Here is an 18,452-nt window from a genome sequence, read left to right on the forward strand (position 1 = left end):
AGCACGCCGCCACCCTCGGGATCGACATGGAAATCGTCCAACGCACCCCCGGGACCAGGGGATTCACTCCGCTGCCCAAACGCTGGACCGTGGAGATCTGTCAAGCACAGTGCACTCATGGAGTCTGCTGCCCCGCCGTCTCGGTGGTCTCGGTCCAGATGCGGCGGCTGTACCAGCCAGGCGGACGCGTGCGGCGTTCGCGGAGTTCGGCGAGCTCTCGCTGGTCGGCGTGGGCGATGAGCCGGTTGGGCCAGCAGCTCTCCCGGCGGGTGCTGATCCAGCCGCGGTCGATCCAGGCGTAGAGAGTGGAGGTGGTCATGTCCAGCTCGGCGGCCAGATGCTTGAGCCACCATTCGTTGGGGCCGGGCTCCTCGCCAGGTGGTGCGGGGCGGTGCCGGTGGACGCGGCCTGAGGGGCAGGCGAGGCGGCGCATGAGGTCGCGGACGGTGGCTGCGGAGATCCGCTTGCCGCCCTTCGCGGGCCGGAAGCCCTCGGCTTCCAGGCGGTCGGCGATCTGGGTGGCTCCGATGCCCTGGCCTGCGAGTTCGCGGATCCGATCGGTCAGTTGTGGGTAGTAGCTGAGCTGTTGCAGTCGCTGGACCGGGCGGACGACCTCTCCCGCCGTGGTGGTTCCGCCGGCCCAGACGATCGTGACCTTCACCCGCTCGCTGGCGCCGAGCACGGTGACGACGACCTTGTCGACGACCGCGCGGATGATCTCCTTGCGGTCCTCATGCGTGGTGCTGTTCGCATGCCACAACCCTTCGATGTCGCTGGCCAGGGCGGTGATGGTCTGCCGCTCGGCCTCAGTGAGGATGTGCGGACTGTTGCGGGTGAAGCGGTCGTAATCCTCGCAAAGCCGCTGTTGAGCGGCGAGTGCGTCCTCCCACTCCTTCTCCAAGTGGCGCACGACCAGGCGGTTCTCCGGTTCGGCGAGGTGGTGGCTGCGGCGGGCCCGGTCGGCGTCCTGCGCGGCGCGTTCCAGCCGTTGCGCCCACAGCCGTTCCAGCTCGGCTCGCTCGGCCAGGACCTGGTCGGCCGCGCGCAGGGACACCTCGACGGCGGCGGGCGTCAGTGCCGCCAGGACCTGTTGCTCGACGAAGGCGTCCACGCAGGCGGAGTTGAGCAGCTGGCAGCTCTTCATGGCGCCGTAGTTGGTCACGTCCCGGGCGCACACATACTCGGGCAGGGCCTTGCTGTGTTGGGTGTGGTAGCGCACGCTCATGCGCCGGTTGCAGCGTCCGCAGTGCACCAGCCCGGCCGTGAGCGCGGGGCCGCCTCGTATCGCGCCCATGGCTTCGGCGCGGGCGCGGTTGGCCGCCAGTCTTGCCTCGTTCGCCTCGAACTGGGCGACGGTGATGTAGGCGGGCAGGACATTCGGGATCATCACATGCCATCCGTCCCGGGAGCGGACGACCCGTCCGGTGCTTGGCCGTGCCGGGTCCTGGCGGCGCGGGTCGACCCGGCGCCGCCCGTAGGCATAGATCCCGGCATAGGCCGGATTGTGCAGCAGGGTCTGGAGCGTCATCCGGTTCGGCCTTCGCCATTCCAGGGTGCCCTTGTCCGGTCCCTCCCGCAGCCGGATGCCCAACTGGATGTCGTTCTCGACGAGATAGCGCAGCACACCGTGCAATGTGCCGAGCCGCTCGAACTGCGCGAAGATCAGACGGATCACGCTCTGCACCTGCTCGTCCGGATCGAGGGCGACCTCCCCGGACGGGCGGCGGACATAGCCGCTGGGCAGGGGGAAGGCCAGCTCGCCGCGGCGGGCCTTGTTCAGGCGCCCGCTCCACATCCGCTGCTTGATCAGGTGAAGTTCGGCCTCGCTCATCGTGCCCTTGAGTCCCAGCAGCAGCCTGTCGTTGTACTCGGCCGGGTCGTAGACCCCGTCGGTGTCCGCCAGTACCGCACCCGACAGGGCGCAGAGCTCGATCAGCTGGTACCAGTCCTTGCCGGAGCGGGCCAGGCGGGACATCTCGATCCCCAGCACAAGACCGACGTGGTCCAGCCCGATCTCGGTGACCAGACGCTGGAAGCCGGTGCGGGCCACCGCACTCGACCCCGACGTTTGACTATCCATAAGCGCAGTGTGGTTGGGCGATGGAGCGGACCTACGGATGGCTGATGTTCCACCGCCGCCTGGCCCGCGACTACGAGACCCTGCCCGCCCGCTCCGAAGCCATGATCCACCTCGCCATGACCGACCTGATGGCCCGCCGTCTCACCGGCGAAGCCACCATCTCCTGGCGTGACCCGACATCCCGGGATCAAACGTGTATTCCGGGATGAAACATCGGGAGAAAACGACCTCTTAGAGAGAGCGCAGCTGCACGAGGCTCACCTGCAGGGAGCGCACCTGGCCGATGCTCTCCTAGATGGAGCTCTACCTGAGAGGTCGCACTGGCCAATCTCACCCGGCTCGTAGACCGTCCGCGAGGCCGGATCCGCGGGCCGATCGGCCGGCCGCAGATCCCGGATCCGGTCCTTGAGCACGGTCAGGCCCCGGTCCCGGCCGATCCGCTCGGCGATCACCGTCGCGGGCATCTCCGGTCGCTGCTCGAGCAGTTCACGGATCTGCGGCTCGACCACATCCACGATCGAACCCTTCGCGCAGGCCGGCCAGCGCGTACATGTACTCCCAGGCGCGCTGCCCGCATCGCAGGCGGTGGTCGGCGCGGGCGGAGACGACGGTGCCAGACAGGCGGCGGTCGATGGTGGACGGCGCGGTGGGCAGATGGCCGACCAGTCCTGAAGTCATCCTGTCGGCCCGCCGAACAGGTCGCCGCCGTTTGTGCCGGAGTCGCTTAACAGCACGAAAGAGGCCTGGGCCTTGTTCTGGAACACTTCGGCCTCCACCAGGTACGTCCCGCCTGGCGCATGCGTCTTCTGCTCGCAGCCGGTGCTGTTGGGAATGCTGTCCCAACTGAAGTCGACGGCGGCCGGCGAGGTCCGGGTGATCTTGATCCAGCGTTGCCCGTGTCCGTCTACGCAGGCCGAGCTGTCCCACACTCGACCATCTGGTGATCACCGCCGTGGGCCAAGCGGCCAACACACTCGCGGAGTTCAGCATCACGGACGCGGTCTCCGCCGTGACCATGAAGCTCGTCGACTACGCGGAGACCGTCCGCGTGCTGCGCGACCGGTTCACCCCGCAAGCGTCGGTTGGCCAAGGAGCGCCCGTACCCCGGCTCGACGATCGTCAGCACCTTCAACGCCGGGATCACCGGCCTGGTCAGGACACTCGCGGTGGAGATCGCGCCGCACCGCGTCAACGCCCTGCACCCCGGCCTGATCGGCGACAGTCCCAAGTGGCGCGACGTCCCCAACCCACCGCACTCCGCCCAGACTCCGATCGGACGGCTGGTGACCATGGCCGAGATCGCCGACGCCACCGACTTCCTGCTCCGCAACACCCGTATCAACGCCCACGACCTGCACATGGACGGCGGCCTGCTCGCCACCTGACGGCCCGGTGCTCACCGAGTGCCACACCCGCCGACCCGGCGCTGACATCTTGACGGCAACGACACGAACGTACGAACGGATGCGCGATATACAGCAGGCCCTCGTCCCAGCAGCTGCACCTACCCCTGGAAGCGGACAACACGCAGACCAGGTACTGCGGTTGCTGCGCGAGTCGGGGCCCATGACCCGAGGTGAGCTCGACGCACGGTGCGGGCTGTCGTGGACAGTGGACTGGTGATTGCCACGGTCCCGGACACCGAACCACGGCGGCCGGGACGCCCGGCGGAGAAGCTTGCTCTCAATCCGGCGGCCGGCCGCCTACTGGGCATCGACTTCGGCCGACGCCACGTGCGGGTGGCCGCGATCACTGCGGCAGGCAACGAGATCAGCACGGTCGGCGGGACACACTCCCCCGCCGCTCCCTGGTCCGAGCGCATCGCCGTCGCACGACGGCTGGCCGCAGGACTGACCGGTGCCGTCCCTCGCCTCGGCCCTCTCGGCGATGTGGGAGTCTCGGTGGCAGACCCTGCCGCCGCCGCCTCCTTCGCCGCCGACGATGAGCGGGCGTTGGCCGACATGCTCGGCCGTGGCCTCGGCGCCCGAGTGCGGCTCGCCAACGGTCCGCGGCTGGCGGCGCTGGCCGAGACGGTGCGGGGCGCGGCCAAGGGCCTGGCAGACGTTCAGTACCTGGAGTTGTCGGACCGGGTCGGCGGGGGCCTGGTGACCGGTGGCGTGCTGCACCGCAGCGCTCGCGGCCGGTCGGGCGGGTTCGGGCACATCCTCGCCGAGCCCGGGGGCGCGCCCTGCTCCTGCGGCGGCCGGGGCTGCCTGCAGACGGTGGCATCGACCACGGCGGTGCTCGGGGCCTTCCGGGCCGCGGCGGATCTGCCACAGCTGGCGGCCCCGCTGAGCGCGGGAGAGGAAGCCGCGCACGCGGTGGTACGGCGGGCCGCGATCCACGCGGGCAGAGTTCTGGCCGGGCTGGCCAAGGCGCTCGGGACGACCATGGTCGTGGTGGGCGGCGAGCTCGTCACGCTCGGACCGCCCCTGATGAAACCGCTGGAGAACGAGGTACGGGCGAACGCCCAGGCGGTGAGTCCGTCGAGCAAATCCAGCCCGACCTGATCCTCCCCACCGGCAAGCGCAAGGGACAGAGCCCGTCCGTGGCGAGCATCTACCGCGCCCTCGCCGAGCACGCCAAGCGCGAGGCGTACCCCGAAGCCGTCGAACAGGCCCACGCCGACTTCGCCGCCCTCCAGACCGGCGAAATCCCCGGCCCACGCACGACAATGACGGAACCCGCTCGGTGACGCGGCACCTGCGTCGGCCGCTACCGCTGATTCCCGTTCCAATACTCCCCAAGGGCCTGGTTCTCCAGACACTTGAAGTTGTCTCGTCCGAGTGCCAGCTCGGCGTCTCTCAGCACGCCTCCGATCGGCACCGGAAGACTGCACAGCCCTGCAGCCTCGCGCCACACGCGTGGACACGAACCGTGACGTCCACATAACATGTCACCGTTAACTTAACGGCGACAACCTGAGGGGCCGCGATGACCATCACCGAGCAAGACGTCTACACCTTGGCGCCGTTCGCCAGGACGCTCGGGATACGCTTCGGAGCTCTCAAGGCCGACGCTGTCACCGCGCAACTCGCCTACACGCCCGAGCAGTCCACCGTCGGCGCCGCGATGCACGGCGGGGCACTGATGGGGCTGGCCGATGTAGCCGGCGCCGTGTGCGCCACGCTGAACGGGACCGCCGACATCGTCCCCGCGACCATGGAATCCACCACCCACTTCCTGCGGCCTGTACACGGCACCGGCGCCTTCGCGACCTCCCGCCCGCTACACGTCGGCAAGTCAACGGTCGCCGTGGAAATCGACATCAGGGATGACAAGGACCGGCTCTGCGCCCGCGTCACTCAACTCGTCGCCCTCCGGAGGCGCCATGACTAAGGGACCCGGCCAGACCACGGCCGACGGCCGCGCCAGCACAACCGAAGGCCGTCGGCGCAGTCGCGCCAAGCGAGGCCACGGCGGCCGACTGAGGGACGAGCTCATCGAAGCGGCCGGCACGCTGCTCGACGACGCCGGCGAGAACGGCGTGACCATCCGTGCAGTGGCACAGGCTGTCGGGGTCAGCACCCCCTCGGTGTATCTGCACTTCGACAACCGACTGGAACTGCTGCACACCGTGTGCCTCGGGGTCTGGGACGAGCTCGGCCAGCGGATGCTGAGCATCAGCGCCCAGACCACCGACCCGTTCACCGAACTCCACCAGCGCAGTGTCGCCTACATCAGGTTCGGGCTCGAGCATCCCCTGCGCTACCGCCTGGTCGCGACCGGACCCGCGACAGCCGCCACTGAGCAGGTCGCCGACGCCTGCTTCCGATTCCTGCGGGAAACGGTGCAGCGATGCGCCGACGCCAGCGTGCTCCACGGCGATGTGACGGCGCTGACCCGGGCAATCTGCGCGTGCCTGCACGGTGCCGTCTCGCTGCTGATCCTCCAGCCCACCTCGAAATGGCCCGACGACATCCCCCAGTACGCAGACGATGCCGCCACCCTCGCCTGCCAGGGCGCCGCCGCCCTCTCACGCGCGCACCATGGCCGCTACGGAACATGAACGTTTTGCCCTGGGCAACGCTCCGCTACGCCTCGCTGGCGTCCTCACCGGCCGACGGTTGGTCCAGCACCCGCCCGTCCTCGCTGGTCGCGGTGAACTCCAAGTACTCGGCCAGATCGAACATCACCGCCTTGTCCCGGCCGATCTGCCCATACAGCAGCACCTCCCAGAAGTTGCCGTGGTGAGCGGAGACCTTCTCGATCTGCTCGTACTGCTGGGCGAACCCGCCGAAGTTCTCCACCGCCCTGGTGACCTTGCCCAGGCCCCCGGCCTGCACCGTCATCGCCTTCACGAGGGCGAGTACGGCCGGGGACACCTTGTCATCCAGGCGCCGGGCGACTTCCTCGGCCGATGCTTGCTCATTCAGCCCCTCAAGGCCCCGCGTCGCCTCGGCGGTCATGGCCGCGGCCTTCGCGAGCGCCATCTGGGCCGGCCCGCCCTCGTCGATGTGCTTCAGCACCGTGCGGTAGTTGCCGATCAGGGCCTCGGTCATCTCCCGCTCGGCGAGCCGGATCTCCTCCAGCTCCTCCTTGGCCCTCTTGATCTTCGTGGCGATGCGCTTACAGAACATCAATGCCAGGTCATCGCGGACCCGCATCCTCGCCTTGTGCACCAGGCACGCCATCAGCGCGACCCGCTTCACGGCTGCGTACGCCTTGATCTCGGAGGCGTCCGCCGAGTCCGCCTCCCCAGCGAAGTCGGTGATCTTCCGCGAAGCGACACCGTCCATCCACACGTCCGTGTCGCCGAGCCCCGGTCTCCGGCCTCCCGCCAGGGCCGCGGAGTGGAAAGCGGTCCCGCGCGGCGAGCGAACGGGCGCGGGACCGCCTCAGCCCCGCTGTCCTGTCCGCAGCCGGGCATCGCGACCGTAGGGTCCCGGGTTGCCCCCGCACGCCGAGCACGCCGGGAGGCACCGGTATCCACTCGCCGGCGCCACGGTTCAAACCCGTCCGCCCCATCGCGCAGCCCCCTGAGGTTGAGCTGAGTCAACGTCATGAGGCGGGCTCCCTGCGGTGGCGGGACTCCAGTGCACGGACCGCAGTCCGGGCCCGCGCGCCGGCGTACAGGCCGCCAGCCGTCTCCGATGGGACCCATGATCGCGACCCGCGTACGCCCTGCTTGACGATGGCGAGCGCGCGGAAAGGACCCTTCCGATGAGGGAGGAGGCCTGTTCGAGGCCGGTTCGAGGGCAGGAGGCACCGACTCGGCACGCCGGGCGTTGTCCGAGCAGGGTGCTATGTATGGCGCATGAATTGTGATCAGGCTGACGCTGCTGAGCTGGCGGCGCTGCGGGGAGCGTTCGGCGTCGATGACGGTGGTGAGTCGGCTCTTGGCTGGGAGGCAGTCCGTGCCTTCGAAGAAACCCACCAGATCGTGCTGCCCGAGCCATATCGAACCTTCGTAGCCGAGATAACCGACGGGTCGTCGTCCGGGCCGCCCGAGTACGGACTGGTGCCACTCGCTGAGATGCCAGCCGACCTGGACGACGGGGATGAACGTGAGCTGAGCAAGCCGTTCCCGCTTTTGGAAGCGTGGATCTGGGAGGACGACGCGGACCCGCCCGAGGACGGGGACGAGCGCGTGGAGCGGGTCTACAACCACGGTTCGATCGTGCTCGGCACGGACGGTTGCGGGTTGTACTGGCACCTCATCGTCACGGGCCCTCAACGGGGGCACATCTGGCAGGTCGCTGACGTGGGGGCCTCCCCTTTCGGGGCCCCGTTCGGATTCACCACCGCTGAACCCGGCTTCGCCGGCTGGGTCCGACACTGGGCGGCGAACAAGCCCTGGAATGACGCCGCGTGACACGCCCGGGCCCCACAGCACTCCGCGCAAGGAGCGTCGCGGTGCCACGCTCGGTCGGCAAGCCTGGACTCCCGGCCAGCGGACGGGAGTTGAGGGAGTCGGCTGTCTGGGCAGCGTGGACGGCATGACAGACGCTGAGGAGCGGGACGCTGCGCGGGCCCTGGCCGCACAGGCCCGCAAAGTGGCGTGGGCGACGGACGGCACACCCTGCCAACGGTCCTTGCGCGCGATCAGCAGCGGCAGAAAGGGACACCGTCTTCATCATCGACGACATCCACTTCCTGGACGCCTCGGCCCGTGCGACCGCGACTATGCCGCTGCCACCTGGGGAGCCAAAGGGCTGGTGGAGGAATCTCATCCGCGTGCTCGAAGCGACACTGAAGGCGCCCGATGACTGGCTCCCCGCGCCCGGCTCAGTTACGACCTCGAAAGACACAGACAAGACGGCGTCAACAGGCAGCAACCACACCCATTTTCCGCCCGGAACGGGCGTCGCCGCAGGGGATCCGATGAGCTCAGATGATCTGACCTGGGGCGGCGGCTCTGGTCCGGGGCGACCAGAACGATTGAGATGCACGTCTACCGGAAGTCTGAATCGATCGGGCTCCGAAGGAGCGGATGACCCGTGCCGTCTCTGCTGACCTGTTTCGTCTGTGGGGCGGCCCAGAGCTTGCGGTTCTCATGCGCAGGTCGGGAATCAGGGTGGCTTCCCGCGACGTTCGGCTAACAGCCACTTTGACGCCCCTGCTTCGTCCAGGAGAGCTCTCCCATGTCAGAGCCAGAGATCGACGCCGTCGTGTTCGACGTGCTCGGCACGCTCGTCGACGAACCCGCCGGTATCCGCGCCGGCATTCGTGAACTCGACCCGTCGCTCGACGATCCCAGGATCGAGCACCTTTTGTCGCTGTGGCAGCAGCACATCGACCGCGAGCAACGTCGCATCCTCGACGGCAGCAGGCAGTACCTCGCCAGCGACGTCCTCGACCGGAAGCCGCCCGGCTCGTCGCCGACGCCGCCGGAGTCGACGACCCAACCGCGGTAGCGGCGCTGGCACTGTCAGGTCGCCGACTCCCGCCGTGGCCCGACACCGTGGCAGAGCTCGCCCGACTATCCGAACGGTTCCCGCTGATCGGACTCTCCAACGCGAGCCGGACGGCGCTGCTGGGACTCAACGCCCACGCCGGACTGCGCTGGCACCAGGCCCTGTCCGCCGAAGACGCCCGGACCTACAAGCCGGACCCAGCGGTCTACCAGCTGGCCGTCACCGTCTCCGGACGACCGCCGGAGCGGCTCCTGATGGTCGCCGCCCACGCCTGGGACCTGCGCGGAGCACAGGCCCTCGGCCTGCGCACCGCCTACGTCGCGCGCCCCATCGGCGACCCGCCCACCCCCTGGGACCGGTTCAACCTGCACGCCGACGACCTGGCCGACCTGGCCGACCAACTCGACAATGCCTAACTGGGACCTCCTTGCCGTGAATGCCTGGCTCGACTGCCTCTCATTCATTGAGCAGGAGGGTTGGGAGGGGAACCTCGATGAACTCAACGCTCGCGTCAGGGCAAGGGATGACGCCTACCGACGCCTCGTCCTGCTGGCCTCAGATGACCTTCATCAATGGCTGACGAACGTCTACAACCCCCAGGAGTACCAGCTCAAGGCCACGTACGTGCGGCGGCTCCGTTACGGAGAGCCGCTCAATGAGCTATCTCGTGAGCTTCGCCGCTCATTCTCACGACTCCTCCGAGAGGACCTGATCGTCCAGTTCCGACCCGAAGTCGCAGCTCTGCGGGATCCCTTGCATCCCACGAGCCAACATCGCTGGCGATGACCCGCGCGCCAGACAGGCTGAGAAGGCCGGCAGCTGGCAGCCCGGACGAATCACCACCTACGGCTCGCCCTGCAGCCTCGGCGCCTCGCCGCAGCGCGGAACACGGCCATCCTCCCGTCAACGCGCCTTGGTGTTGCCAGAGCTCAGCGACATCCCCCTGCGGCAAGCCGAGGCGTTCTCGGCACTGACCGACAGGTGGTCTTGAAACGCCGAGATCCGCGCCTTCATCAGCGAACTGCCCGACGTCACCAGCGCCCGGTCATCACCCCCGGCCGCACCGGGCGGATCGGCTCCACGATCAGCCGGACCTGCCTGCTTCCTGTTGACCGGCATCGTCCAGCAGCCTAACCGCACGGGCCCCCGCTTCGACTTCCTGCTGGACGAGGCCTCCACCGAACGGCTGCGCCGGGACCCGAGCAACACCAGGTACCGAATCCCCGAGGGCGAGGCGCGGTACCGGATTCCGAAGATCCCGGCCGAGTGCATCGAGCTCACCAACACCCCGGCTGGCTCCTAGACGGCACCGGCCCAGCGTGCTGCCCCCTGGCGCCCGCGCCGGCCACCCCAGGCGACTGCCCTTTCCGTGCCGGACGTGCAGCTTGCCGAAGTCGCCCAGGTCCGGCAGCCAGTCACGGATGTCCAGCTTGAGCGTCTCGCCGACCCATCGACCGGATCCTCCGGTGGAGGACCCTTTTCGTACCTGGCCCGGTCTGTCGGAGGCGGAGGACCGAGAACGGGCGAGGCTACATGGACGAACGGCGAGTCGTAGGAGCGACTCTCACCGGGACTCGGCGAGGGCGAGCCCGGGATCCGAGCGGCGAGTTCGTCCTCACACCGGGCCCAACGGCACCCAGTCGTCTACAATCCGTCGGCGGACGGCTCGGTCTCGGGCTTTCCGAACGGGTATGCGGCCCAGGCCTGGTCGAGGATCGCATCATGTCCGTCGGCGGCAACCGCCCCTTCCTCTACGGGGTGAGGTCTCCTGTCCACCCCTGAGTCCTGGTGGCCAGGCCCCTCTTGAGGCTTGGCGGCGCACGGGCCGAAAAGTGTGCGCGCCTCCCACTCCTGCGAACGCCTCTGCGCGCCGCCCTGTCGAACGGATATTGCCTCCGCCGAAGGGGAATTGCGAGCGACAGTTGTCCTGAGCGGGGGACGTAGAGGGGAACCAGTGGGCACCTACGGCGAAGACCTCAAGGAGCACGGGCAGCAGCTGCGGCAGTGCGTGAGGGACCGCGAGTTCCTGGAGGCAGCCGAGACCACGTTGGATACGGCGAAGGAACTGGGCCACGGCGCGGCAGGGCTGGTCGCCGAGGTGGTGGCGGTGGCGTCCGGCGAGCTCGTCGGGGCAGCGACGGGACCAATTGCGGGCGCGGTGATCGCCGGCTCGGTCGGCGTTACGGTCGGCTCGATCGGCGGCGGCTACGCAGGGGCCACCGCGGGTTTGACCGCGGCAGAGACGATCCATCGGAACTACTTCGGCGCGAGCACCGAGGAGCACCAGCGGGTCAACGTCTTGGGCGGCCGGGTACGGAGCGCCGTCTTCGCGGTCAAGGGGATACACAAGTGGGCCCACTCCGAGACGGCCAGACGGATGGTCAGGACTTGCTTGACGCAAGGGAAGGTGGGGGTGCGGTGACCCGGCTCGTCGTTCCGCGTCCGCCCGCTCCTGAGCCGAGAACGGGGAGGACGCCATGGAACCGGTGTCATTGATCGTCGCAGCCCTGGTGGCAGGTGCCGCGGCGGGCGCCACCGACGCCACCAAGGAGGCCGTCGCCGCCGCGTACCGGCGGTTGCTGGTGGCGGTACGAGCACGCCTCGCCGATCGTCCGGACGGCCCACTGACGCTGGACCGCTTTGCGGAGGAACCGGCGACATGGGAGCCGTCACTGCGGGCCGAGCTCACCGCGGCCGGTGCAGACCGCGACGAGGCGCTGATGGCCCTGGCGCGGCAGATGCTGGCGGGAACGGCGCAGGACGCAGGCCCCGGCCCGAAGTACCGGACCGAGTTCCACGGCCAGGTGGGCACCGCCGTCGTCGGCGATACCGCGCACGTGGAGGTGACCGTCCACAAGCCCGGTCCGGCGACCGACCGGGCCTGAGACACCGACGCCATGAAACGGGCCCGGCCGGAGCACGTGGAATTCCACGAATCCGTCGAAGTCGCCATGATCGGCGACCACAACACCGTCACCGTCCACCGGCACGCGCCGCAGCTCCCCGCCCCCTTTCTCGCACCGAGCCGGCCGTCCAGTCTGCTGGTGGGCCGGGACGAACTGCGCGGACGAATCCGCGAACTGCTCTCCGACGGTGTGGTCGCGCTCCATGGGCTGCCCGGGGTCGGCAAGACCGCGCTCGCGCTGGACATCGCCTATGACGACGAAGTCCGGACCCGTTTCCCCGACGGCGTACTGTGGGCAGGACTCGGCACCCAAGGCAATGTGCTGCGGCACCTGGCCGACTGGGGAGAGCACATCGGAGTGGGAACCCAGGACCTACGTGCGCACACCGCCTCCGGCTGGGCCGAGGCCCTCCACCGGAAGATCGGCGCACGCCGCTTCTTGCTCATCGTCGATGACGCCTGGGATGCGAGTGACGCTCTGGCACTGCAAATGGGTGGGCCGAACTGCGCCCAGCTGCTGACCACCCGGTCCCCCGCCATCGCCCTGGAGTTCGGCGGGGCTGTACTGCGCGTGGACGAACTGGCGCCCCCGGACGGCTTGTGCCTGCTCGAAACACTCGCCGAAGAGGCCATGGGATCGAACCGCGAGGCAGCAGCCCAACTGGTCTCCCTCGTCGGCGGACTGCCACTGGCACTCACGCTGATGGGGCACCACCTCAGGGGAGCAGCGTTCAACGGGCAGCCCGACGTCACCGAAGCACTTGAGCGGCTGCGGCTGGCCGAGGAGCGTCTGCGGCTCGAACGCCGCCAGGCCCCGAGTGCTGCGCATCCCAGCCTTCCGGCCGACCTGCCGATCTCCCTGTTGTCCGTGCTGGAGATCGGTCACGCCCAGCTGCCCGCCTCCGCCCAGGAAGCCCTCCGCGACCTGACGGCGTTCCCACCCAAACCCAACAACTTCGCGACGACCTCCGCACAGGCCGTCACCCAAGCCGCGGCAGAGACACTGCGCGCCATCGTACGAGCCGGGCTCATCGAGTCCGCCGGCGCGGATCGCCATGTCATGCACCAAGTGGTCCACGATTTCGTACGCGCCAAAGGCCCACCGGCCGCTGCCGAGCGCCGCATGGCCCAGCTGTACGTGGGCATGGTCGGCAAGAGGGCCGATGGAGCCGAGGAGAGCGCCATGACCAGCGAACAGTTCCAGCAAGAACTCGGCAACGTCCTGCAGGCGCTCGACCACGCACACCGGCACGGCATGCACGAGACCCTGCTCTCCGGGGTCGATGCCGCCTACCCCCTGCTGGTGCACCGAGGCCTGTACGCCGTGGCCGAGCCCCACCTCCAGCACGCCCTACACGCCGCGCGCGCGGTCGGCGACGCCCAGGCGGAGGCCCGCACCTTGCTTCGCCTGGGCAGCGTGATCCTAGAACGAGGCGACCTGCGTCAAGGCGGCAGATATCTCGACGAAGGCATGCAACGCGCCCAGCAGGCCGACTCCGTGGGAGAGATCGTCGACCTCCTGCTGAAGATGGGCTGGAGCACCGGCATGCGCGGTGACCTGGAACGCGCCAGGCGGCACTTCGCCGACGCGCTCATCGGGACGCAGGGCGCGGAGGCCGTACCGGCGCTGCAGGGCCTGGGCTGGGTGGCGGGACTGCAGGGCAGGCACGACGAGTCGGCCGCCCATCTCTACCGCGGCCTGGAGCTCGCTCGCGAGAGCGGCGATCCGCCCCGGATCGCGGGACTGCTGCAGGTCGGCGGGTGGATGCGGGCCCTGGCAGGCGACTACGGCGGGTCGGCGGAGCTCTTCGAGGAATGCCTCGAGCTGTCACGCACCGAGCACTTGGGCACCGAAGAGGTGGATGCGCTGCACGGCCTCGGCTGGCTCGCCACCGAACGCGGCAACGGCGACCAAGCCCGCACCCAGCTCACCGAGGCGCTGCGGCTAGCCCGCGAGCTGGACTACCACGAGCGCGTCCCCATCCTGGTCAACCTGGGACGAGTCATGATCAGGGCAGGAGACATCGACGGCGGCGGCCGACTGCTGCGGGAGGCCGAACAATTGGTCCGCGAACAAGACCGCCCCGAGAAGCTGAGCGATGTGCTGCGGGAACTGGGCAGGTACGAACTGGCTACCGGGAACCACGAGCCGGCCGAACGCCACCTCCGGGAGAGCCTGCAGATCGCCGAACGGATCGCAATGCGCGCGCCCCTGGCAGCAGCTCTGGAAGCCCTGGCCGAGTCCGAACTGGCGCACGGCCATACACCCGCCGCACGCGAACTGCTACTGCGCGCCATGCGGTTGGAGCGGGGCAACGCAGCCGTACTGGCCCGCCTGCGGCTGGCTCTGGCGGCGGTCCACGAGGCGGAGGGCGATCTCGTCGCGGCGGAGGAGCTCTTCCGGGCGGCCCTCGCCGGTGCCGAGCGAACAGGCCAGGAGGAACGCGCCGCCTTGAGCTTGGCCGGAGCGGCTCGCGCGGTCGCAACGGCCGGAAACCCACAGGGCGCTCGCGCACTGGGCACCGACGCCCTCGAACGGCTCCGCAACCTCGCCAGCCCTCACACGGCAGAGGTCCAAGAGTGGCTAAGAAGCTGCATCTGACGCCTCCATGACAAAGAGACGTCATGGCTGGGGCTAGCCGAGCGCGTCCCGTCTCACGGAACCCTTGGATCTCTGGTCATGGGACCGACGAACGCCCCGGTGGACCAGAACGCCGCACGATGGCCGGTATGGAGAGGCCAGCCACCCCTCCGCCCCGAAACCGCACGGCTTCGCGGAACCGGCCATCGCCGCTTCGCGGCCTTCAGCTTCCGACAGGCCGCCACTCTCCGCAGCTGCACGCCATTTCCGAGCTGTCACGGCGTTGCGGTCGACTCTGTGGCCGGCCACCGGGTCGGCTCCGAACCTGTCCCTCCCCCGGCCCTTCGCTACAGAGCTTCCACGTCCCGACCTGACCGCGCCCTTCACATGGTCATCGACCCGGTCGTGTCCGCCGAGGACGCCGCGCTCATTGCCGACGTGCCGCCGGAGCTGCTGGCCTCTACGGCGGCCAGGCGGCTGGTGTCGGGCGATCCTTCGGCCAGCTGTCGATCCAGCGGGTCCGGGGAGCAGCTGCTTCCCTTCGGCTGACCATGCGTCAGGCGGAGCGGTGCCCCGGGAGGAGCGAAGGAAATTGAGCCATGTATGGCAGGGCGGGGCGTAGCGCACGGCCCTCTGGTGGGGCGCACGGTCAGGGAGTTGGCGATCGGGCTCAGGGGGACGGGCTTCGTGAGGCGGTGCGCGCTATCTGTTTCCGAGGATGACGGTCAACTGCGTAGCGATGTATGGCGAGTTCGGGCCTTAGGAATGGCGGGATCCACTGATTGCGTGGTCGTCCGACGAGAGGGCTCCGCAGGAGTCCAACGACAGCGAGGGGTCCGTCATGAGTGATGACGAGCGACGGAGCCAGACGAATCCGGAGGGCCCCGATCACGACCCGCACGGGCCGTCCGACGGTCAGGGCGAGGAGCTCGTGGGCGCCGAGGTCCATACGGCGCTCATCAGCGGGGCGACCTTCACCGACCAGCCGGTCCAGTACAGCGTGGTCGACGGGGTGGCCGTGTTCGAGGGCGACATCATCCTCGGGCTCGACGCGGACCTCCAGCTGCAGGCGGGCCAGATCCGCTCCGAGGCGGCCCAATTGGCGCAGGGGGTAGGGGACGAGGTCGCTCCCGGCGAGGCGGTCGACGCGGCGAAGCCGCCGGGCGGGCTTCCCGAATCGGCGGTGATCGTCCCGGGCCAGAACAAACGTTGGCCGGGCGGGGTGGTTCCGTTCGTCCTCGACAACACCCTGACGCCCGCCGCGCGTACCGCGATCACCGGCGCAATCGACCACTGGCACCTCAACACCCGCCTCCACCTGCGGCCCCGCACGGGAACAGACGCGCAGTGGGTGGTCTTCCGGGACTCCAACCAGTGTTCCTCCTGGGTCGGCCGACTGGGCGGTGCCCAGGACATCAACATCGCCGCCGGCTGCGGCCGGGGAGCAACCATCCACGAGATCGGCCATGCCGTCGGTCTGTGGCACGAGCAGAGCCGTGAAGACCGCGACAAGTTCATCACCATCCTCTGGCAGAACATCCAGGCCGGCCAGGGCCACAACTTCGACCAGCACATCTCCGACGGCGACGACATCGGCGAGTACGACTTCGGGTCGATCATGCACTACGGGCCGACGGCGTTCGGCACGACCGACCCCGCGACAGGCCGGACGAACACCACGATCAGCCCTAACCAGGCGCTGCCTCCCGGCGTCATCATGGGGCAGCGCAACGGCCTGAGCCAGTCCGACCGCGGCGCGGTCGCGTGGATGTACGGCTCGATCTACCCGAGCCCGTCAAATACCTGGCTGGGCCGCTTCCAGGGCCAGCCAGGGACCGAGCTCCTCCACTACTCGCCGGCACGCCACCACTGGTACCTCGGGCAGACCGTGAACGGCGCCATGGACTTCCGCGACGTCGGCGACACCACCGGCTTCGGAGACCTCGATGACGGCCGCCCGTTCTGGACCGGCGACTTCACCGGTGACGGCCGCACGGACGTCCTCTTCTACTACCCCGGCGACGACAACTGGTGGCTCGGCACGCTCCAGAACGGCCAACTGACCTGGTCCCTGGTCGGCAACACGGCTGGCTTCGGACACGCTATCAACAACGCGTTCCTGTTCTGGGCGGGCGACTTCACCGGCGACGGCCGCACGGAGGTACTGTTCACCTACCCCGGGGACGGCAATTGGTGGCTCGGCACCGTACAGAACGGCCAACTGACCTGGTCCCTGATCGGCAACACCGCTGGCTTCGGCGGCTTCAACGACGGCCGCCCCGTCTGGACCGGCGACTTCAACGGCGACGGCCACACCGACGTCCTCTTCTACTACCCCGGCGACGACAACTGGTGGCTCGGCACGCTCCAGAACGGGCAACTGGTGTGGACATTCGCCGGCAACACGGCGGGCTTCGGGCACGGCATCAACGACGGTCGGCCCTTCTGGACTGGCGACTTCAACGGCGACGGCCGCACCGACGTCCTCTTCTACTACCCCGGCAACGACAACTGGTGGCTCGGCACGCTCCAGAACGTGCCGGGGGAGAACGCGCAGTGTGCGCCGCTCCGCTCCCGGATCTCGTCCCAGGAATCAGAGATCCGCCAATTGCAGCAGCTCAAGAACGGCCTCGACCCACGTGACCCTGGGGACCGGCAAGAGATTCGCGAGATCAACCGGCAGATCACAGCACTGCGCCAGCAGATCACCCAGGAACAGCAGGAGATGGCAGGCTTGAGCTGCCCGGCCGTGCCCAACCCCGGCGGGCTCCAGCTGACCTGGACCCTTGTCGGTAACACCATCGGGTTCGGGCACGCCATCAACGACGGCCGCGCCTTCTGGACCGGCGACTTCAACGGCGACGGCCACACCGACGTCCTCTTCCACTACCGCGGCGATCTGAACTGGTGGCGCGGGAGCATAGTGGGAGATGCGCTGAACTGGACGAAGGCAGGCAACTGGTAGGTGGTGAGGACGAACATGCGGACGCACCTGCGCTGCTGCATCGAGCTGCCCACCGCGGCCGCGCTCGGCCCGGCGACGCAGGTGCACCTCACCGTGGAGGACGTGTCCCTGGCCGACGCCCCTGCCCCCACTGTCCTCCACCGCACCTTCGCCCTCTCTGACCCCACATGCGGCCCGTACGAAACGGACCTCACGCTCCCCTCGCCGCAGGCACGCTACGCAATCCGCATCCACATCGACGTCTCCGGCGACGGCCGGATCACCCCGGGCGACTACGTGAGCACAGCCCAGCACACCCTCACACCCGGAAAACGGACGACGGATCTCCGCGTGCCGGTCAGGTGTGTATCCCCGGCACCTGACGCGGAATGACGCAAAGGCACACCCGCGCCAAAGGCCGTCGTGGCGCGATCGTGGCCGGCCCCGCATGGCACCCGGCGAGAACCGGTCGAGTACCCTCGAACGCAACCCTTTAGGGCGTATCCTCACAGCGTTCACGGATCCCACGCCTTTGCGATCTGGCTGGGTTGCTTGCGGGTCATCCAGCCGTCGTCGGGATTAGGCGTTTGGGTGCGAGGGCGTCTTCAGCTTCCATCCACTGCCGCTGCATGACTCGTGCAGCGGCGGGAACCGGTGGCCCTTCACGTCAGTGCTGTGCTCATGGCCCTGCCCGCAGTCGCACTCGTAGATTCCCGACTGAGGCACGACCTCGCCCGGATGGTAAAGCCTCTCGCTGGTCTCGCTCATAGAGCCAGGTATAGGAGCCAGGCGAGCACGCCGCCTCCCGGGAGACGCAGGCAGGTGATCCTGCACTGGATCCGACAGGCGCAGACGCCCCTGGTGGGAACAGCGAGAACACTTCCCGTCCCGCCGCCGTATCCGCGACGGAGTCCAGGCCCGCCTCGTCGGCGGCCGGCCGACGCCGGCGCAGAAAAGGGGCCGTGGGGGGCCCCCCCCCGGGCCCCCCCCCCGCCGCCCCCCCGCCCCCCCCCCCAAAAAACCACCGCCCCCGGCCCCCCGCCCGGGGGCCCCCCCCGCCCGGCGACAACCGGGGGGAGGGTGGG

The 18,452-nt window shown here is 68.9% G+C and carries 18 protein-coding genes and 4 pseudogenes; 16 read left to right on the forward strand and 6 right to left on the reverse strand.

Annotation, left to right across the window (positions count from 1 at the left end):
- Positions 1-95: pseudogene (locus tag ACIBK0_RS50030) on the forward strand (IS5/IS1182 family transposase); the annotation flags it as partial.
- A 20-nt stretch (positions 96-115) separates the two neighbouring features.
- Here the strand turns inward: ACIBK0_RS50030 and ACIBK0_RS50035 are convergent.
- Positions 116-2,080 (reverse strand): recombinase family protein, encoded by a 1,965-nt coding sequence (locus ACIBK0_RS50035; RefSeq protein ID WP_399096607.1) that lies wholly within the window; start codon positions 2,078-2,080, stop codon positions 116-118.
- A 14-nt stretch (positions 2,081-2,094) separates the two neighbouring features.
- Between ACIBK0_RS50035 and ACIBK0_RS50040 the strand changes: the two are divergent.
- Positions 2,095-2,289, forward strand: a pseudogene (locus ACIBK0_RS50040) (IS5/IS1182 family transposase); the annotation flags it as partial.
- A 102-nt stretch (positions 2,290-2,391) separates the two neighbouring features.
- On the opposite strand, the pseudogene ACIBK0_RS50045 reads toward ACIBK0_RS50040, so the two are convergent.
- The 3 genes and pseudogenes from ACIBK0_RS50045 to ACIBK0_RS50055 form a co-directional block, all read right to left on the reverse strand.
- Positions 2,392-2,604, reverse strand: a pseudogene (locus ACIBK0_RS50045) (IS21 family transposase); the annotation flags it as partial.
- Positions 2,567-2,758 (reverse strand): hypothetical protein, encoded by a 192-nt coding sequence (locus ACIBK0_RS50050; RefSeq protein ID WP_399096610.1) that lies wholly within the window; start codon positions 2,756-2,758, stop codon positions 2,567-2,569. The gene ACIBK0_RS50050 and the pseudogene ACIBK0_RS50045, both read right to left, overlap by 38 nt.
- Positions 2,755-3,009: a hypothetical protein gene (locus ACIBK0_RS50055; RefSeq protein ID WP_399096613.1), complete on the reverse strand. Its 255-nt coding sequence runs from the start codon at positions 3,007-3,009 to the stop codon at positions 2,755-2,757. Before ACIBK0_RS50055 ends, ACIBK0_RS50050 begins: the two co-directional genes overlap by 4 nt.
- A 153-nt stretch (positions 3,010-3,162) precedes the next feature.
- Between ACIBK0_RS50055 and ACIBK0_RS50060 the strand changes: the two genes are divergently transcribed.
- From ACIBK0_RS50060 to ACIBK0_RS50080, 5 genes are all read left to right on the forward strand, one after another.
- A complete protein-coding gene (locus tag ACIBK0_RS50060) occupies positions 3,163-3,465 on the forward strand; it encodes an SDR family oxidoreductase (RefSeq protein ID WP_399096616.1) in 303 nt (100 codons plus the stop codon).
- 234 nt (positions 3,466-3,699) lie between these two features.
- Positions 3,700-4,590 (forward strand): ROK family protein, encoded by an 891-nt coding sequence (locus tag ACIBK0_RS50065; protein ID WP_399096619.1) that lies wholly within the window; start codon positions 3,700-3,702, stop codon positions 4,588-4,590.
- Positions 4,591-4,628: 38 nt separating this feature from the next.
- On the forward strand, positions 4,629-4,775 hold the full coding sequence (locus ACIBK0_RS50070) for a hypothetical protein (protein WP_399096622.1): 147 nt from the start codon (positions 4,629-4,631) through the stop codon (positions 4,773-4,775).
- A 239-nt stretch (positions 4,776-5,014) separates the two neighbouring features.
- Entirely contained in the window at positions 5,015-5,419 is a 405-nt protein-coding gene (locus ACIBK0_RS50075; RefSeq protein WP_399096625.1) for a PaaI family thioesterase, read from the forward strand.
- The gene (locus tag ACIBK0_RS50080; protein WP_399096628.1) at positions 5,412-6,089 is read left to right on the forward strand and encodes a TetR/AcrR family transcriptional regulator; all 678 of its coding nucleotides are present in this window, start codon (positions 5,412-5,414) and stop codon (positions 6,087-6,089) included. Before ACIBK0_RS50075 ends, ACIBK0_RS50080 begins: the two co-directional genes overlap by 8 nt.
- A gap of 25 nt (positions 6,090-6,114) precedes the next feature.
- Here ACIBK0_RS50080 and ACIBK0_RS50085 read toward each other — a convergent pair whose 3' ends face one another.
- Positions 6,115-6,819 carry a hypothetical protein gene (locus tag ACIBK0_RS50085; protein ID WP_399096631.1) on the reverse strand — a complete coding sequence of 235 codons (705 nt, stop codon included), beginning with the start codon at positions 6,817-6,819 and terminating at the stop codon, positions 6,115-6,117.
- 518 nt (positions 6,820-7,337) lie between these two features.
- Between ACIBK0_RS50085 and ACIBK0_RS50090 the strand changes: the two genes are divergently transcribed.
- Positions 7,338-7,895 carry an SMI1/KNR4 family protein gene (locus ACIBK0_RS50090; RefSeq protein WP_399096634.1) on the forward strand — a complete coding sequence of 186 codons (558 nt, stop codon included), beginning with the start codon at positions 7,338-7,340 and terminating at the stop codon, positions 7,893-7,895.
- A 769-nt stretch (positions 7,896-8,664) separates the two neighbouring features.
- Positions 8,665-9,353 (forward strand): annotated as a pseudogene (locus ACIBK0_RS50095) (haloacid dehalogenase type II).
- 487 nt (positions 9,354-9,840) lie between these two features.
- Here ACIBK0_RS50095 and ACIBK0_RS50100 read toward each other — a convergent pair.
- On the reverse strand, positions 9,841-10,056 hold the full coding sequence (locus ACIBK0_RS50100) for a hypothetical protein (protein ID WP_399096637.1): 216 nt from the start codon (positions 10,054-10,056) through the stop codon (positions 9,841-9,843).
- Here ACIBK0_RS50100 and ACIBK0_RS50105 point away from each other — a divergent pair.
- The 7 genes from ACIBK0_RS50105 (at position 10,046) to ACIBK0_RS50135 (ending at position 17,760) form a co-directional block, all read left to right on the forward strand.
- Positions 10,046-10,240, forward strand: coding sequence for a hypothetical protein (locus tag ACIBK0_RS50105; RefSeq protein ID WP_399096640.1), 195 nt, complete (start codon positions 10,046-10,048; stop codon positions 10,238-10,240). The two genes, ACIBK0_RS50100 and ACIBK0_RS50105, sit on opposite strands and share 11 nt — an antisense overlap.
- 651 nt (positions 10,241-10,891) lie before the next feature.
- Entirely contained in the window at positions 10,892-11,359 is a 468-nt protein-coding gene (locus ACIBK0_RS50110; protein WP_399096643.1) for a hypothetical protein, read from the forward strand.
- 55 nt (positions 11,360-11,414) lie between these two features.
- The gene (locus tag ACIBK0_RS50115; RefSeq protein WP_399096646.1) at positions 11,415-11,822 is read left to right on the forward strand and encodes a hypothetical protein; all 408 of its coding nucleotides are present in this window, start codon (positions 11,415-11,417) and stop codon (positions 11,820-11,822) included.
- Between the two features lie 12 nt (positions 11,823-11,834).
- Entirely contained in the window at positions 11,835-14,444 is a 2,610-nt protein-coding gene (locus ACIBK0_RS50120; protein ID WP_399096649.1) for a tetratricopeptide repeat protein, read from the forward strand.
- Positions 14,445-14,810: 366 nt separating this feature from the next.
- A complete protein-coding gene (locus tag ACIBK0_RS50125) occupies positions 14,811-14,972 on the forward strand; it encodes a hypothetical protein (RefSeq protein WP_399096652.1) in 162 nt (53 codons plus the stop codon).
- Positions 14,973-15,264: 292 nt separating this feature from the next.
- Complete coding sequence (locus tag ACIBK0_RS50130; protein WP_399096655.1) at positions 15,265-17,388, forward strand: M12 family metallopeptidase; 2,124 nt, start codon at positions 15,265-15,267, stop codon at positions 17,386-17,388.
- Positions 17,389-17,403: 15 nt separating this feature from the next.
- The gene (locus tag ACIBK0_RS50135) at positions 17,404-17,760 is read left to right on the forward strand and encodes a hypothetical protein (RefSeq protein WP_399096658.1); all 357 of its coding nucleotides are present in this window, start codon (positions 17,404-17,406) and stop codon (positions 17,758-17,760) included.
- Positions 17,761-18,452 lie beyond the last annotated feature (692 nt).

Origin of the sequence: Streptomyces sp. NPDC050564 (assembly GCF_044457265.1) — a bacterium.
Classification (GTDB): domain Bacteria; phylum Actinomycetota; class Actinomycetes; order Streptomycetales; family Streptomycetaceae; genus Streptomyces.

What these genes read in the sequence shown, in the direction of transcription:
- ACIBK0_RS50120 (WP_399096649.1), top strand. Translation starts at nt 11,835, where the DNA reads ATGAAACGGGCCCGGCCGGAGCACGTGGAATTCCACGAATCCGTCGAA.
- ACIBK0_RS50090 (WP_399096634.1), top strand. Translation starts at nt 7,338, where the DNA reads ATGAATTGTGATCAGGCTGACGCTGCTGAGCTGGCGGCGCTGCGGGGA.
- ACIBK0_RS50115 (WP_399096646.1), top strand. Translation starts at nt 11,415, where the DNA reads ATGGAACCGGTGTCATTGATCGTCGCAGCCCTGGTGGCAGGTGCCGCG.
- ACIBK0_RS50035 (WP_399096607.1), bottom strand. Translation starts at nt 2,080, where the DNA reads ATGGATAGTCAAACGTCGGGGTCGAGTGCGGTGGCCCGCACCGGCTTC.
- ACIBK0_RS50135 (WP_399096658.1), top strand. Translation starts at nt 17,404, where the DNA reads ATGCGGACGCACCTGCGCTGCTGCATCGAGCTGCCCACCGCGGCCGCG.
- ACIBK0_RS50130 (WP_399096655.1), top strand. Translation starts at nt 15,265, where the DNA reads ATGAGTGATGACGAGCGACGGAGCCAGACGAATCCGGAGGGCCCCGAT.
- ACIBK0_RS50050 (WP_399096610.1), bottom strand. Translation starts at nt 2,758, where the DNA reads ATGACTTCAGGACTGGTCGGCCATCTGCCCACCGCGCCGTCCACCATC.
- ACIBK0_RS50125 (WP_399096652.1), top strand. Translation starts at nt 14,811, where the DNA reads ATGGTCATCGACCCGGTCGTGTCCGCCGAGGACGCCGCGCTCATTGCC.
- ACIBK0_RS50100 (WP_399096637.1), bottom strand. Translation starts at nt 10,056, where the DNA reads ATGCCGGTCAACAGGAAGCAGGCAGGTCCGGCTGATCGTGGAGCCGAT.
- ACIBK0_RS50075 (WP_399096625.1), top strand. Translation starts at nt 5,015, where the DNA reads ATGACCATCACCGAGCAAGACGTCTACACCTTGGCGCCGTTCGCCAGG.
- ACIBK0_RS50085 (WP_399096631.1), bottom strand. Translation starts at nt 6,819, where the DNA reads ATGGACGGTGTCGCTTCGCGGAAGATCACCGACTTCGCTGGGGAGGCG.
- ACIBK0_RS50080 (WP_399096628.1), top strand. Translation starts at nt 5,412, where the DNA reads ATGACTAAGGGACCCGGCCAGACCACGGCCGACGGCCGCGCCAGCACA.